This window comes from Erythrobacter sp. JB1-7 (assembly GCF_057365015.1).
Genome location: NZ_CP200291.1, coordinates 2,084,726 through 2,099,358, shown reverse-complemented (window position 1 = coordinate 2,099,358; position 14,633 = coordinate 2,084,726). Strand labels below are relative to the sequence as shown.

At 59.8% G+C, this 14,633-nt stretch carries 16 protein-coding genes and 1 tRNA gene; 4 read left to right on the top strand and 13 right to left on the bottom strand.

Annotated features, from left to right (window positions below):
* Positions 1-2: 2 nt before the first annotated feature.
* Positions 3-749: a cell division ATP-binding protein FtsE gene (ftsE, locus tag AC0V6W_RS10220; RefSeq protein ID WP_486149670.1), complete on the bottom strand. Its 747-nt coding sequence runs from the start codon at positions 747-749 to the stop codon at positions 3-5.
* A 166-nt stretch (positions 750-915) separates the two neighbouring features.
* Between ftsE and AC0V6W_RS10215 the strand changes: the two genes are divergently transcribed.
* Positions 916-2,064 carry an MJ0042-type zinc finger domain-containing protein gene (locus AC0V6W_RS10215; RefSeq protein ID WP_486149668.1) on the top strand — a complete coding sequence of 383 codons (1,149 nt, stop codon included), beginning with the start codon at positions 916-918 and terminating at the stop codon, positions 2,062-2,064.
* A gap of 160 nt (positions 2,065-2,224) precedes the next feature.
* Positions 2,225-2,311: transfer RNA gene (locus tag AC0V6W_RS10210), tRNA-Leu, on the top strand.
* A 110-nt stretch (positions 2,312-2,421) separates the two neighbouring features.
* Here the strand turns inward: AC0V6W_RS10210 and AC0V6W_RS10205 are convergent.
* Positions 2,422-2,976: a flavin reductase family protein gene (locus AC0V6W_RS10205; RefSeq protein ID WP_486149666.1), complete on the bottom strand. Its 555-nt coding sequence runs from the start codon at positions 2,974-2,976 to the stop codon at positions 2,422-2,424.
* A gap of 244 nt (positions 2,977-3,220) precedes the next feature.
* Here AC0V6W_RS10205 and nhaA point away from each other — a divergent pair, with 244 nt between their 5' ends.
* Positions 3,221-4,366: a Na+/H+ antiporter NhaA gene (gene nhaA / locus AC0V6W_RS10200; RefSeq protein ID WP_486149664.1), complete on the top strand. Its 1,146-nt coding sequence runs from the start codon at positions 3,221-3,223 to the stop codon at positions 4,364-4,366.
* Between the two features lie 48 nt (positions 4,367-4,414).
* Positions 4,415-5,323, top strand: coding sequence for an alpha/beta fold hydrolase (locus tag AC0V6W_RS10195; RefSeq protein WP_486149662.1), 909 nt, complete (start codon positions 4,415-4,417; stop codon positions 5,321-5,323).
* Between the two features lie 16 nt (positions 5,324-5,339).
* On the opposite strand, the gene AC0V6W_RS10190 is transcribed toward AC0V6W_RS10195, so the two are convergent.
* From AC0V6W_RS10190 to AC0V6W_RS10140, 11 genes are read right to left on the bottom strand one after another with little or no spacing between them, the layout of a single operon-like run.
* Positions 5,340-5,717, bottom strand: coding sequence for a hypothetical protein (locus AC0V6W_RS10190; protein ID WP_486149660.1), 378 nt, complete (start codon positions 5,715-5,717; stop codon positions 5,340-5,342).
* A gap of 19 nt (positions 5,718-5,736) precedes the next feature.
* Positions 5,737-7,173, bottom strand: coding sequence for a flagellar filament capping protein FliD (gene fliD, locus AC0V6W_RS10185; RefSeq protein WP_486149658.1), 1,437 nt, complete (start codon positions 7,171-7,173; stop codon positions 5,737-5,739).
* Positions 7,174-7,203: 30 nt separating this feature from the next.
* Complete coding sequence (locus AC0V6W_RS10180; RefSeq protein ID WP_486149656.1) at positions 7,204-8,343, bottom strand: EscU/YscU/HrcU family type III secretion system export apparatus switch protein; 1,140 nt, start codon at positions 8,341-8,343, stop codon at positions 7,204-7,206.
* Positions 8,340-9,140: a flagellar biosynthetic protein FliR gene (locus AC0V6W_RS10175; protein ID WP_486149654.1), complete on the bottom strand. Its 801-nt coding sequence runs from the start codon at positions 9,138-9,140 to the stop codon at positions 8,340-8,342. Before AC0V6W_RS10175 ends, AC0V6W_RS10180 begins: the two co-directional genes overlap by 4 nt.
* Before the next feature lie 34 nt (positions 9,141-9,174).
* Complete coding sequence (locus tag AC0V6W_RS10170) at positions 9,175-9,447, bottom strand: flagellar biosynthetic protein FliQ (protein ID WP_486149652.1); 273 nt, start codon at positions 9,445-9,447, stop codon at positions 9,175-9,177.
* A gap of 14 nt (positions 9,448-9,461) precedes the next feature.
* Positions 9,462-10,295 carry a flagellar type III secretion system pore protein FliP gene (gene fliP, locus AC0V6W_RS10165; RefSeq protein ID WP_486149650.1) on the bottom strand — a complete coding sequence of 278 codons (834 nt, stop codon included), beginning with the start codon at positions 10,293-10,295 and terminating at the stop codon, positions 9,462-9,464.
* Positions 10,225-10,605 (bottom strand): flagellar biosynthetic protein FliO, encoded by a 381-nt coding sequence (locus AC0V6W_RS10160; protein ID WP_486149648.1) that lies wholly within the window; start codon positions 10,603-10,605, stop codon positions 10,225-10,227. Before AC0V6W_RS10160 ends, fliP begins: the two co-directional genes overlap by 71 nt.
* Positions 10,602-11,024 carry a flagellar motor switch protein FliN gene (gene fliN, locus AC0V6W_RS10155; protein ID WP_486149646.1) on the bottom strand — a complete coding sequence of 141 codons (423 nt, stop codon included), beginning with the start codon at positions 11,022-11,024 and terminating at the stop codon, positions 10,602-10,604. Before fliN ends, AC0V6W_RS10160 begins: the two co-directional genes overlap by 4 nt.
* Positions 11,021-12,007, bottom strand: coding sequence for a FliM/FliN family flagellar motor switch protein (locus AC0V6W_RS10150; protein WP_486149644.1), 987 nt, complete (start codon positions 12,005-12,007; stop codon positions 11,021-11,023). The genes fliN and AC0V6W_RS10150 overlap by 4 nt, the downstream gene beginning before the upstream one ends.
* The gene (locus AC0V6W_RS10145) at positions 12,004-12,588 is read right to left on the bottom strand and encodes a flagellar basal body-associated FliL family protein (RefSeq protein ID WP_486149642.1); all 585 of its coding nucleotides are present in this window, start codon (positions 12,586-12,588) and stop codon (positions 12,004-12,006) included. The genes AC0V6W_RS10150 and AC0V6W_RS10145 overlap by 4 nt, the downstream gene beginning before the upstream one ends.
* A complete protein-coding gene (locus tag AC0V6W_RS10140) occupies positions 12,537-14,618 on the bottom strand; it encodes a hypothetical protein (RefSeq protein WP_486149640.1) in 2,082 nt (693 codons plus the stop codon). Before AC0V6W_RS10140 ends, AC0V6W_RS10145 begins: the two co-directional genes overlap by 52 nt.
* Positions 14,619-14,633: the final 15 nt, after the last annotated feature.

The following is a 14,633-nucleotide window of genomic DNA, read 5'->3' as shown; positions in this document are numbered from 1 at the left end:
TTTTACCCTCGCCCTCGCTGCGTGCTGGATGCGCCGCCCGGCTTTGGCGGATAACGCAGCGCGCCAGTGGGATCGGACAGCCGCCCTTTATTCAGCCGCATAATCAGCGATTCCGGAACTTTCTTGAGCAAATGCACATCGTGGGTCGCCACCACCACGGTTGTGCCCACACGATTGTTGAGCGCTTCGAACAAGCGCAGCAGTTTCAGCGCCATTTCCGGATCGACATTGCCTGTCGGCTCATCCGCGATCAGCATGCGTGGGCGAGCAATGACCGCGCGCGCAATGGCGACGCGCTGCTGTTCTCCGCCCGACAATGTCTCCGGTTTGGCCTGCGCCCGGTGCGACAGACCAACCCATTCGAGCATGTCAGACACCGCTTTGAACACTTTACCCTCATCCGTGCCAGACAAGCGCAGCGGTAAAGCGACATTGTCGAAAGCAGACAAATGCTCAATCAGGCGAAATTCCTGAAAGACAACGCCCAGCCTGCGGCGATATTCGGGAAGGCTAGGGGCGGGCAGCGTTATCATGTCCTTGCCGAACAAGCTGATCGAGCCGCGCGATGGTTTTTGCGCTAGGTAAAGCAATTTCAAAAGGCTGGTTTTGCCAGCCCCGCTTGCCCCTGTCAGAAAGTAGAAACTGCCCGGAAACAGCGTAAAACTAAGATCGCTCAACACCTCAGGATCGGCGCCGTAACGCAGCCCGACATTGTCAAATTTCACAATTTCGGACGCGCGTTCGGTCATGGGAAACGTCCTATCAGCGCGGCGCGAATGGGGAAAGCCCCACTGGCTGCTCTGCCTGCATTACAGAACGATAATTGTACCCTTTGTGGAAAAAACCCCCGAATTGTTCATGTAAGCGGCGCCAGCCCTTGTGCCTTTGAGTGTCAGGCGTATTGCAAGTGTGACCATGATTATATCCTGTCCTGCCTGCGCCACGCGCTATGTTGTGCCGGACGCTGCGATTGGCGGCGATGGCCGGACTGTGCGCTGTGCAAAATGCAAGCACAGCTGGCATCAGGATGCAGCCCCGCTCCCCCCGCGCGAAGAAACTACCAGCGCTGATGAGCCGTCCAGACCAGCGCCGCAGTCTGCGCCGCAGCGCGCAGCCGAAGAGACGGCGAGCGATGCCGGCCCCTCGGTCAATCACTGGCGGACATCTGATGCGCCCGGCGATGCGCCTGCGCCCGCCGATGCGCCCGACGGCGAAACCCAGCCCGCCTATGCGCAGCGCAGCGCAGAGGCGCAAAGTTCCTCTGTTGCCGCGCGCGCGTTCCGCAATGGCATGGCGCGCCGCGACCCTGTGCAAGATGCAGAGGCCGATGCGCCCGCAAGCGAAACCAAATCGCCCATGTTTGGCGGCGTCTTTCAGCGCGGTCGCGATACCTCTGATGAAGAAACCAGCACGCAGGAGGCGGTAAGCGAAACCGACGCCTTCGCTGACGATGAGCCTTTCACAGACGCACCCGATAGCGATGACGTGCCCGATTTCGATGCCGAGCCGGACTTTGTCTCTGACAGCGATCCGCTCGCCGATCACAGCTTCGATGAAGAGGACTATTCGTCAAATCCCGAAGAGGATTACGAAGACGGCATCTCGCAATTCGAATACAGCCCGCCATTCACTGCGCGGCGCAATCCGCTCAAAATGTGGACTGCGGCCGCTATTGCCTTTGCCGTTTTGGCCAGCGCCACCGTCCTTGCGGTCAGCTATTATGGTCTGCCCGATTGGTTCCCGGTTAATCAGCCCACCTTTGGCGTGAACAAGCCGGAATTGGTGCTCGATTTCCCGCGTGAACAGCAACGCACCGAAACCCTGCCAACAGGCGAAGAGATTTTCCGTGTGCGCGGGACGATCTCAAACACCGGAGCAGAAGCGATCGCCGTGCCGAGCATGCTGGTCGTTTTCCTTGATGAGCGCGGGCGCGAAGTGGGCAAATGGCCGGTTGCCCCTGCGAAAAGTGAGCTGGCGCCGGGCGAAAGCCTGAATGTCACAGAAGCCATTTCCGACATACCGGCAGCCGCGCGCGAAGCTGAATTGGGCTGGGCCCCGAACTGACCCAATCGCGAGGGCGGTTGCCATTTACCCCCAGTCTCTTGGGCAAGTCTCTGACGCAAAGCGCGCGCTTATCTCGCAAAAGCCTTGCGCGCTATCAGACAGGTTGCTAGTGGCGCGCTCCTACCGAGGGGCAGCGTTGGTTTGCTCCGGTCTTACACGTGCGGTCGTGGCGGAACTGGTAGACGCGCAACGTTGAGGTCGTTGTGGGCTAACGCCCGTGGAAGTTCGAGTCTTCTCGACCGCACCATTACTTGTATTCAATTATCTGATATGCAGGTTTTTTTGATTTTTGAGGGAGTGTGGGCTCTCAAATTCTTCGCCAGCATACATTTTAAGTCTGAATCAAAAAGGGGCTGCTTACGCCGCGGCGATTGAGCGAAACCCGCTTTTGAAAAACAGCAGAGGTTGGCTTTCATCTCTGGCCTCTTTCCCGCCGCTATCGCCATCAAGATAGAGCCCCGTCACTTCGCCTAGGATCATTGTGTGATCGCCTGCAGGATAGGTCTGGTAGGGACGGCATTCCAAATGGCCCAGCGCCCCGCCAATATGCGGCAGACCGCTCTTGCCAATCACGAAATCGGCCGGGTCCGCAATTTTGTCCCGCGCGGCATAGCGCAGCGCAATCGCCTGTTGGTGCTGCGCCAGAATGCTGATCGAAAACGCGCGTTTGCCTGTCCAGATATCAAATTGACTGGACGAATTGTGAAGGCTCCAACACACCAGCATCGGATCAAGCGAGACCGACACAAACGAATTGACCGTGATCCCCACCGGGCTTGCTTTCAGGCCGGCATCCGCGTCATCGCCAATCGCCGCCACCACGCACACGCCGGTGGCAAATTTGCTCATCAGCGCGCGAAACGCACCCTCATCAACCGGCAGAACCGTTTCGTGTGAGGGATGATCGGGCAAACAAAATTCTCCGAGGATAAACGCAAAAAACCAAGAGGCTTGCCAGCGCGTTTCCCGATACGCACGGGAATGTCAATCAATCCGGTCCTCCTGCCGCTCTCCCCCGCGCCTGCCCCCGGTTCAGATCCCCAATCAATCCCGCACGCCGCCCTATTTGCAATTGCGCGAATTTCGGGCACCGATGCACTCTTTGCACGTTCAGTATTGTGACATCGCCAAAACTGGCCAAAGGATACGTTTAATCATGATCAACCGGGTGGGCGCCGCGCTTAAAGATTTCCTCAAACAGGAAAGCGCAGGGGGCATTGTTCTGATCATTTCGGCGCTGCTCGCGCTGATCATCGCCAACAGCCCGCTTGCGCCCCTCTATTTCGGCACGCTTGAGACCAAACTGAATGTCTCTTTCGGAAATTTCGAAATTAATAAGGGACTGATTTTGTGGATCAATGATGGCCTGATGGCGATCTTTTTCTTCCTTATCGGGCTGGAAGTGAAACGCGAGATTATCGAGGGGCAATTGTCCACGCTGGATAAGGCATCGCTCCCGCTTGCCGCTGCGATTGGCGGCATGGCCATCCCTGCGCTGATCTTTGTCGCCTTCAATCTCAATTCGCCCGACACGATCAGCGGCTGGGCCATTCCGGCAGCGACCGACATCGCCTTTGCGCTCGGCATCCTGTCGCTGCTTGGCCCGCGCGTGCCGGTGGCTTTGAAGGCCTTGCTGCTCGCGATTGCTGTGATTGACGATATTGGCGCGATCACGGTGATTGCGCTGTTTTATTCGGGCGAGATCAAGGTTGATATGCTGATCGGCGGCGGCATCATGCTGGCGCTGCTTTTTGCAGTGGGCCGCGCGCGCATCGCATCGTCCATCCCCTATGTCGTGCTCACGGTTATCATGTGGGTGTTTGTGCTGAAATCAGGCGTTCACGCGACTTTGGCCGGAGTGACCGCGGCGATGATGGTGCCAATGGCGGCCAAGGATGGCACTCGCCTGCTTGAACATATGGAACACGGCCTGCACAGCTGGGTCGCGTTTTTGATTATCCCGATTTTCGGATTTGCCAATGCGGGCGTGACACTGATCGGATTGTCGCCGGCTGATCTGCTCCAACCGCTGCCGTTGGGCATTGCGTTGGGGCTACTTATCGGCAAGCAGATCGGGATTTTCGGATTTGCCTTTGTCGCGGTAAAACTGGGGCTGGCGACGCTTCCCGAAAAGGTGACCTGGCGCAAACTGCACGCGCTGTCGCTGCTCGCGGCGATTGGTTTCACGATGAGCCTGTTTATCGGCAATCTTGCCTTTACCGATCAGGCGCAGATTGATGCGGTGAAAGTGGGCGTGCTGGCCGGGTCCTGGTGGCCGCCTTTGCCGGGTTCTTCCTGTTAAAATCGGCTCTGCCACTCGAAGAAGCGGACACGGCGCAAGGCGATGCACATGCCAGTTAGGTCCGCGCCTGTTCAGCGAACGGCGGATGTGAACGGCATCAATCTGTGCTTTTTCGATTGGGCCCCTGATGAGCCGGCACAAGACGAACGGGCGGGCCATTCAGCCGCTCTGCCGACCTTGTTGTTCGCCCATGCCACTGGATTTCACGCGCGCTGTTATGACGCGATTATAGAACATTTCCCCCATCACCGCGTGATCGGGGTCGATCAGCGCGGGCATGGCCGCAGCACGGGCGATCCGATCACCGATTGGCGCGTGTTGATTGATGATATGAAAGCGCTCGCCCTGCACCTGGATTTGGCAGGCGCGGTTGCCGTAGGCCATTCCATGGGCGCGCATGTGCTGCTGAATACAGCCAGCGAATTGCCGGCTGCCTTTAGCCAATTGGTGCTGTTTGATCCGGTGATCCTGGAACCGGAATATTACGAGGCGCCAGAAACCATTTTCACCCCTGACAACCCGCACCCCACAGCCAAGCGAAAGCGTGATTTTGCCTCAGCCGAGGCGATGATCGAACGGTTCAAAAGCCGTGATCCCTATGCGATTTTTTCGCCCCGTGTGTTTGAGGATTATTGCCGCCACGGCCTGCTGCCAGCATTGGGCGGCGACGGGTTCGAGCTCGCCTGCGCGCCCCAAATGGAAGCCAGCATTTACGCCTCCAGCCGGAGCAATACCGGCATTTTTGATGCCGCCCGGTCCTGCAAAACGCCTGCACTTATCGTGCGCGCGAAACGCACCAATTTGATGGATTTCAAAAGCTCGCCCACATGGCCGGGGCTGGCAGATATTATGCCAAACGGCACGGATCTTGATCGGTCAGACAGGACGCATTTTCATGCTTTCGAAGACCCGGCCGATGCCGCCGCGATCATCGCACGGGCAATCGCCGCGGAGTAAGGCCAGCACTTGAGGATTAGGCGGCAGCTTTCGCCGCTTCGAGTAAATCCTGATAATCGCGCCGCGCGCTGTTTAATTCGCTGAGCCGCGGCTTTACCAGATTGCTGCGGATGGTTTTTTCAAGCCCGCCGTAAAATTGCAGCAGCGCATCGCGCAAAGGATTGTCCGGCGCGACCGTGCGCATCAACCACAATGCAATGCTGTGCGCGCGAACCAGCGCATCGCGCGGCACCGCATCGGGGTTTTGCGACAGCCGGACCAGCGCCTGACCCAGCGCAGAGATCGCCTCTTCAAGGCAGATGCGCGTCAGATCGCTGCCACCGGAAGCCTCAATCCGGGCATCCAGATCAACCTTGCGATAAACCGCGGCAGGATTGGTGGAAAAGCTTTGCATAGGGGGGATCGCGGCGCGCTTAATTGTTGTTCGACAGGTCAAATTGCTGCTGCAAAAAGCTGAGCGTGGATTGCGAACTGGCAATTCGGCTTTCCGCGCCAACCAGATCGCGCACCAGCCTTTCGCGCAGGCGGTTTTGTTGATCGGCAATGCGTTCCAGGCGTTCATCATTGCGCTCAATCAGGTTTTCATACCGATCCACCGAACCGCCCAGCGAACCAGGATCGGTCGTCGTGGTGTTGTCGCGCGCCAGATTGTCGATAGTGGCGAACACGCCGAAAACGCTGGTGGTGAACATGGCTGCGGTGGCATCGGGATAGGCGCTGAGCGTTTCATTCAGCCGCTCTGCATCCAGCACAAACGTGCCATCAGCCGTGCGCGAAACGCCGAGATCGGCGAAAGTGCGCGGTTCATCATCTTCGGCATTGGGCATGATCACTTCATTGGTAAGCCGCCCCAGATCACCCTTAAGCGCGCGCGCGCCCGGATCATTGCCCAGCGCGCCGCCCAGTGCATTGCCATCTTCGTTGACGATGCCCGCCACATCATTCAGCGCCGCGACCAGATCGGCCATGACAGCGGAAATCGCGCCTGTATTGCTGACAAAGCTGATGGTGGTGGGCGCGCCCGGATTGGTGCCGGTCAACTCCAGCGTCATCCCTTCGGGAAGGCCGGTGACAGTGTTTCTGGTGCTGCGAATTTCGACTGTGTCCAGTTCGAACACTGCATCCTGCGCGGTTTGGCGCAATTGGCCGGCATCGCTGCCCGGATCCCATGACAGATAAGTCAGATCGCCGGGGCCGCCGCCGCCGATGGGCAGGATGGAGGCATTGCTTCCTTCAAGAGTAAAGCCGTTTACATCGCCGTCCTGCCCCTTGATCACCAATTGCGCGCCATCGGTGCCTTGCGCCACATAAGCCGTCAGCGCGCCATCGCTGGCGGTGGTGATTTTGGCAGCGAGAGTTTCCACCGTATCAGCCGCATCGACCGTGATATCGAGTGCGGTCTGGTTCGTGTCTTCGGTAAAGCCGCCGCCTGCGACCGTGCCGAACCTTATGGTCAGCGTGCCTTCGCCCACCAGATCGCTCGCATCGGCAAAAGCGGGGGACACCAATGTCTGGCTTTGCGCCAATTGGCTAACCTCGAGCGAATATGTGCCCGTGGGCGTGGAGCCTGTCGGAGTGGAGACGCTGGCAACGCTTGGGTCAGCGACTGTGCCTTCAGGCGACAGATCGCCGGTGCGGATACGGTCGCCCAATGCCGAAGACAGCTCTGTGAGGACATTGCGCAGGTTTGCCGCTGCCGAAATGCGCGCGGTGAGCGTTTCGTTGCGCGATGTGAGATTTTGGCGCTGGGCGGCAAACGTGGCCTCGGAAATGTCATTGGCCAATTGCACAAAATTGACGCCGCTGCCTGCGCCGAGCGCGGAAATGATTGATGAGCCGGGATTGTCCATGGTGGATAGAACGGTCCTTTTGAAGCAGGTTTAAGCCGGAATTTCGCGTTTGCCATCGCCATCAAAGCGCAAGTCTTCGGGCACTTCGATTGTGGGCAGCGCTGGCTTTCCCCCGCGTTTCAGCGACAGCACAAAGGCAACCAGCGACGCGATCGCGACATACAAATCTTCGCGCACCATTTGATTGGCCTGTGTGGTGAAATAAATCGCGCGCGCCAGGATTGGATATTCGAGCACGGGCAAGCCATCTTCGACTGCAATTTCGCGCATGGCGAGCGCGGTTTCCCCGCGCCCTTTGACCAGCACGACAGGGGCCGGTGCCAGATCGGGATCATAAGTTAGCGCAACTGCGAAATGCAGCGGGTTCACCACCACAAACTGTGCTTCTTTCATCGCGCCTGCCACGCCGCCGCGCGCCATATCGCGCTGACGTTGACGGCGCGCGCCTTTCATTTCGGGCGACCCTTCGGATTGCTTGGTTTCATCGCGCATGTCCTGATGGCTCATCTTGAGCTTTTTGTTGCGCTGGAATTGCTGGAGCGGAAAATCGACCATCGCGATGATGATAAGGCCCAGCACCAGCAGCCCAACCAGCGATGATAGAGCTTCCAGCGCATAAGCGATCTGCACATCCAAACTGCCGCGCCCCAGCCCCAGCAGCAATGTGAGATTGTCCGCCGCCCACCACGCGGCAAGCGATGCCATCAGCACCAGTTTCAAAACGCTCTTGAACAGTTCCACCAGGCCCTGAATGCCGAAAATCCGTTTAATCCCGGCCAGCGGGCTGACGCGCGTCGCTTTCATCTCCAGATTTTTGAGCACAAATCGCCCTTCGCCCCCCAGCAGTAATTGCGCCGCCAGCGTCATCGCCATCACGCACAAACCGATCACCAGAATGGGGGGAAGCAATTGCGCGCCCGCCAGTTTGAATAAGCGCCCCGGCTCCAACGCTTCCAAAGTCCGGTGGTCAAACCGGAAACTGGCATTGGCGACGGTATCCAGCCCGGAAAACAGCCAACCGCCCACTTGTGACAGCACGAACACGCCTGTCGCCACGGCGGCTGCGCTAGCGACTTCGCGCGACCGCAGGACATTGCCCTTTTGCGCCGCGTCGCGTTTCTTTTTGTCCGTGGGTTCTAGGGTCTTTTCGCCTGCGGTTTCCTCGCTCATAACTGCGCCCCACCGGCAGGCGCAATCACCAGCTCTGCCTGTTGCAGCGCGACGAACAATGCGGTTGTAAATTGCTCAATCAGGATCGGCATTGCCAGTATCAGCGCAGCAATCCCGGCAAACACGCCTGCCGGCAAGCCCAGCGCAAACAGGTTAAGCGCCGGTGCAGAGCGCGAAATCATCCCTGTCACCATTTGCACCACCAGCAAAACCAGCACCACGGGAAAGCCAATCGCTGCGGCGAGCGCAAATCCATAACCCATAAATTCCGCCAAAGCGCGCGCGCGCACTTCGCCAAAGGCAAAGGAGCCTACAGGCAGAATGCGGTAGCTTTCGATCAGCAATTCAAACCACAGCAAATGCCCGCCAATGGCAAAGAACAACAAAGTCATCACCAGCGAAAAATACGTGCCAAGCGCGCCCGATTGCGCGCCGCTGGCCGGATCAATGCTGGTCGCAATCGCAAGGCCCATCGTGCCCGCGATCTGTTCTGCCGCGATCAGGGGGACAGCAAAGGCAACCTGCAAGACAAAGCCCATGGCCACCCCGATCAACACTTCCTGAACGACGGCCAAAATGGCGGCAAAGCTCATCATATCGGGCAGCGGGGGCAACGGCATCCACACCGCCACAAACACGCCAAAAGCAATGCCCAGCATGGCGCGCGCCTGCACAGGTACGGTCAATCCGCCGATCATGGGCGCAGCCAATATCGCCACCGAACAGCGCACCGATAAGAGCAGCAATTGCCACAATTGCGCATCCAGATTGGCAAAGCCGAAATCAAGCGTGTTCATCGCGCGCGCACCAGATAGGCAAGGTCCGGCCCGATCAGGCCGAAACCTGCGCGATATGAGCGAAAATCTCGATCAGAAAATCGCCCAGTAAACCGATCATCGTGCCGCCCAGCACAACGAAAACCAGCGCGACAATCATCAATTTGGGCACGAATGTCAGCGTCTGTTCGTTGACCGATGTCGCTGCCTGAATGATCCCGACGAGCAGCCCGACTGTCAGCGCGGCGATCAAAACGGGGCCAGCAATCAGCGCGACCGTCCACAAGGTCTGATCCGCCAGCGCGAGCAATTGGACATCATCCTGCATGGCTGCGTGCTCCTTCAGGCAAAGCTCATCGCCAGACTGCCCATCAACAACACCCAGCCATCAACCAGCACAAACAGCAAAAGCTTGAACGGCAGCGACACAATCGTGGGTGACAGCATCATCATGCCCAGGCTCATAAGCACGCTGGCCACCACCAGATCGATCACCAGAAACGGCAGAAACAGCATGAAACCGATCTGGAATGCGGTTTCCAATTCGGAAGTGACGAAAGCGGGCAACAGGATCGAAAATGGAATGTCCGATGGATTTTCAAACAATCCCCCGCCCGCCAGATCGGTGAACATCACAAGGTTCGCCTCGCGCGTTTGGCGCAGCATAAAAGCGTGGAACGCCTCGCCCGCGCTCGCAATGGCAGCATCAGCATCCAGAGTGCCCGCCGCATAAGGTTCAATCGCGGTGGCGTTCACGACATCAATCGTGGGGGCCATGACAAACAGCGACAAAAACAGCGACAGCCCCACCAGCACCTGAGTGGGCGGGGAACCCTGCAACCCCAACGCCTGGCGCAGGATCGACAGAACTATTAGGATGCGCAGGAAACTGGTCATCATCAAAACGATCGCGGGCAGGATCGTCAGCAGGCTCATCACCAGCAGAACCTGCAAGGACAGGCTTAAAGGCGCATCCCCCTCGCCCGCAGCATCGCTGCCGTTTTCACCGCCCAGCGCGCGTTCAATGGCGCTGCCAATGCCTGCGCCGGTTTCCCCCGGATCGGGCGTCTGGGGCGGCAATTGGGGCGCTGCGGCATGGGCCATATCAAGGCCCAGAAATATGGTTAACCCGGCAAGGCCGATGGCGCCAAGGACAAGGCGGAAAACACCGCTCATGCCGGGGGTTTGGATTGGAGTGTTCAGCGGTATTTGCCTCTGCCGCATCGGGAATTGGATTGCTTTCGGCCAGCCGCACCAGCCCCTGACGCGAACAGCCCAGCAAAATCTCGCGGTCATGAAAGCGGACAACGGCCAGTTTCAAACCCGGCGCCACCAGACTGGTTTCAACCAGCTTGACCGCGCGCGATGCTGATTGCATGCCTACCAAACGGGTCTGCAAAAACCGCGTCAGGCGCAAGCTGCCCCAGATAAGCAGCCCCAAAAGCGGCAGCAAAATCGCCAGCCGCACAAGATATTCGGCCATCATTGGCCAATGTCTTTCTGAGTGTCTTTTAAAGTGTCTTTCAGGGCGTCTTTCGGCGCACCAACGGTGTCGCCCATGGGCGGCGGCTGTGCTGATGACGCATCATCCATTGCCCCGCCAGAAAGGGAGGCGGAAGGCGCTGAAGAGGGTGGGGCGGCAAGGCCCGGCCCTTCATCATGACCCGCAAGGCTGACAATCCGCAGCGCGAATCGGCCATCTTGCGCCACCACTTCGCCGCGCGCGATAACGCGGCCATTGGCGGTGATATCGAGCAATTCATCGGTCAGCCTGTTCAATGGCACCACGCTGCCTTCGCCCAGCGCCAGAACATCGCGCAGCGGCATATCGCTGCGGCCCAATTCCACCGCCAGCCTTACGCTGACATCGCCAAATCGCTGCAAAGCAGGGCTGACCGCGTTCATGCCGCCACCCCGCTGCGGTGAAACCGGGTGAGGCGCACCGCCATCCGATTGTCAATCGTGCCAAGGCGGCCATGCGCCAGCACGTCCTCGCCCATGCGCAGCGGCACTTCGCGCGGCATGGCAAAGGGGATCTGATCGCCGGGCCTAAGCCGTTCGAGCCGGGTGAGCGAGAGGTCAAATTCCGCCAGCACCGCTTCGATTGACAGAGGGATATGGGCAAAGGGTGCATCATTGCCCCCGCGCCGTTTCGCCGCCTTATCGCTGCGCGCATCATTGCTGGCCGCGCCCGGCAGCAATCGGTCGAGCCGCTGTTCGGGCAGCGCGATGAGCGCTTTCCAGATAAGCGGATCGCCCGAGGCGCTTTCCTCGCGGCATTCCAGGGTAAAGACCGCGCAAGGTGTGTCCTGATCAAACGGTTTCAATCTGCCTGCGCTTTCGCTGCGGACTATCACATCCGCTTTGATCGACCGCACCGCGCCGCCGTTGCCGGGGCCGCTGCTCGAACCAGCCTGCCCTTCCATGCTAACCCGCGCGATGGTCTGGGCGATAATCTTGGCCGCAGTGTCGGTCAGCATAGCAGCAGAACGCGGCAATTGTTCGGGCAGATCATCTTCGCTCGGCCTGCCATCCCCGCCGAACGAGCGATCCGTCAGCGCAATCGCAGTGGCAAAATCATAGGACAACAGCAGCGTGTGATCATCCTGCCCGCAGCGCAGCAGGCTGTTCGCGGCAATTGGGCCAATCCGAGCAAGCACATCGGACCCGGCCATTGTTTCAGGCGCTGACAGTTCAACGGTCAACTTTGCGCCTGAGAGCAATTCGGACAGATCCTGCGACAATTCGCGCGCAATATCGCGCTGCCATGCGGCAAGGTTTTCCGCGCGTTCTTCGGGGCGCGGGCCAGTGCGAATGAGATCATCGCAGTGCTGCGCCTGCGGACGCGCGGTGGCAAAGGCGTCTGCCATGTTGGGGGACAAGTTCATTGGACCAGCAGCCCTCTGAAATGCACCGCTTCGACCCCGCCAAAGCCTTCGTTTTCCTCCAGCACAGCATTGATCGCATCGGTCAGGCGCTCGGTGAGCTTAGCCTTGCCTTCAACATCGTACAATTCCGCCTCTGTCGTTGCGGCAAGCTGCGCCAGGATTGCTGATCGGATCGCCAGCTCGTGTGTTTTGACCCATTGCAAAACGCGTCCATCGCGGCGCGTGGATACGGCCAGCTCGGTTTGTACCAGCGCAGGCGAACCGGCCAGGTTGGACGTGAAGCTGTCTTCGAAATTGTAATATGCGGTGCGGTATTCGCTGCCGCCTTCGCCGTGAACGACGGTAAATTCATCCTTGCCGCCGCCCTCTGCCGGCATGGCATAGGGATCATCTTCGCCCTTTTTGACATATTCGGGCAAGTCCGGCCCGCTGTCTTTCCCGCCGCCAAACAAACCGGCGGCATAAGCGCCGTAAGCCCCGCCCCCTGCGAGGACGAGCGTGAGCACAACCGCGATGACGATTTTCATCATCACCCCGCCCCCGCCAGAGGCTTTGTCGTCCTTATCTTCGGTCTTGGCCATTGTGTTTCAGCTCCCCGAGCGTGCGTGGCAAGTTTAAGCGAACAGCCCGCCATTGCGCTTGGCGCCCGCCAGGCCATCAGCCCCGCCGTCACCGCGCAAAAGGCTGTCCTGCCTGTCAGCGTCCAAATGCTCCAAAGATGGTTGAGAGCCGCTTCCCCCTCCCCTAGGAAAGACCCGTAGCGCGGGTTTCCGCCTGCCGCAGACCCGCCGCTGCCCGCATTATGCGCGCCGGAATGGGCCCCATTGTTTGCACCGTTTTGGCTGTTTTCCTGCTGCCGCGATCCGGGCTGGTTGCCTGCATGGCTGGTGGTTTCAACTGCAGCGATGACCGCGCGATCCGATAAAGCGGCATGGATTGCCGGGATAAATCCGGGATCGCGATTGGTCAGCACGGCGCGCAAATCCGCGCCCGATGCCTCCAGCCGCATATTGACCGCGCCAAATTCGGCATGGCGCACGGTCAATTCGGGCCGGGCAGACCGCGATGCCTCACGCGTCTGGGTCAATTGGTCGATCGCCTGCTCAACTTGCGGGGCGATCGCTTTGTCGGGAGCCGGAACGGCTGAGAGTGTGTTGGGAGCGGCGGCGCTCGTGGGGGCGCTGACCGATGGGTTGGCTGCAGCGTAAGCGCTGGCGGCTGACGTTGATGCGGCACCGGGCCGCTCTGCGATCGGGTCATGGCCCGGCTGCGCTTCGGCCAATCGGGCGGCGGCAGTAAGCTTGGCCGGATCGGTGCGGGTCTGGGGAAGCGTGCGCAGCTTGCCCTCATCCGCAGTTTCAGCGGCCCCAATGCCAGCAAGCGGGCTTGCGACCTGTAGGCGAGCCAGATCAAGCTGGGGCTGCTGCTCCTGCTGGCGCGCGCGGGTGAGCTGCGGCAGAATATCTGGTGCGGGCGTATTAAGCACAGCTCGCTTAAGGTCTGCTGCGCCATTATCCGGGCGCTGCGCCCCCTTTGGCAATGCGGCCGATTGAGCAGCGGCGGGGTCTTGCGGCAGGGGCTTGGCCGCTTCTGGTCCGGACCGTGCAGCCTGCGCTGCCGGTAAAGCCTGCGCGGCATTCGCTTCCGGCATATCCTTGCCTGCCTGCAAGGCTTTGCCGCCTTTGGGTGCGGCGGCCGGTTCGCCGCGCGCGCGTCTATCGGCCGCATCCGGCGCGGCAGGTTCAAGCGCTGGCAAAGCTCCCGCTGCGGCTGGATCGCGCGGCATCTCGGCCGGGCGCGCCTTTTCCAATCGTGTAGCTTTAACAGGAACCACCGCTGCAACATCCGGCAGCCCAGCTGCGGCAAGCGTTTCAGCCTGATGCTGCATTGGAACAGGCCGATCCTGCGATCCTTTTGCAACCGCGCGGGGCATTGCATCCTGCACGCCCTTTGCTGGCAATTTCGCATCCGCAATCGGCTGCGCGCCTTCAGTTTCGCCCGGCAAAGCAGGCCTCAAATCAGGCCCTAAATCAGACGGGGCACTGGCAAATTCCAATTTCGCGCGGATGTCGATTGCGGGCTGCGTGATGGGGAATTGACCAAGGGGCGCATCCGCCGACCCGCCCGCCTGCACTCCGCTGGGAGCAAGCATTTCGGAAGGCTTACCGGGCAAGGCAGCATCCGCAATCGGCGAGGCATCGGCCGGGCTTTCGGACGAAGTATCGGGCGCAGCATCAGACTTAGCATCGAACGGGGCATTGAGCGGGCCATCAAACAGGGCACCGCCCTTGTCCAAAGGCGCATTGCCAGCGCCGGAGCCAAAATCGCGGCCAATAGTGGGCTCGGCAACGGGTCCAGCCCCAGCGCCATGCACTTTAGCCAAAACCCCCTCGCCCAGCAGCGCAGCCATATCGGTGGACGGGCGAGGCGTGGCAGGATTGGGCGCGGCTTTTAGACTTCGCGGGCTGGCCAGACCGGGCGCACTGGCCAGTCCGGGCAGCGCGGGCAAACCCGGCAAATCTGATCCCTTCGGCAGACCTTGCCTGCTCGGCAGGTCCGCTACGGCGGAAACTTTGCCAACAGAAATCGCAGAATTGGAGCCGGAAATCATAGCATCATCCTTGAA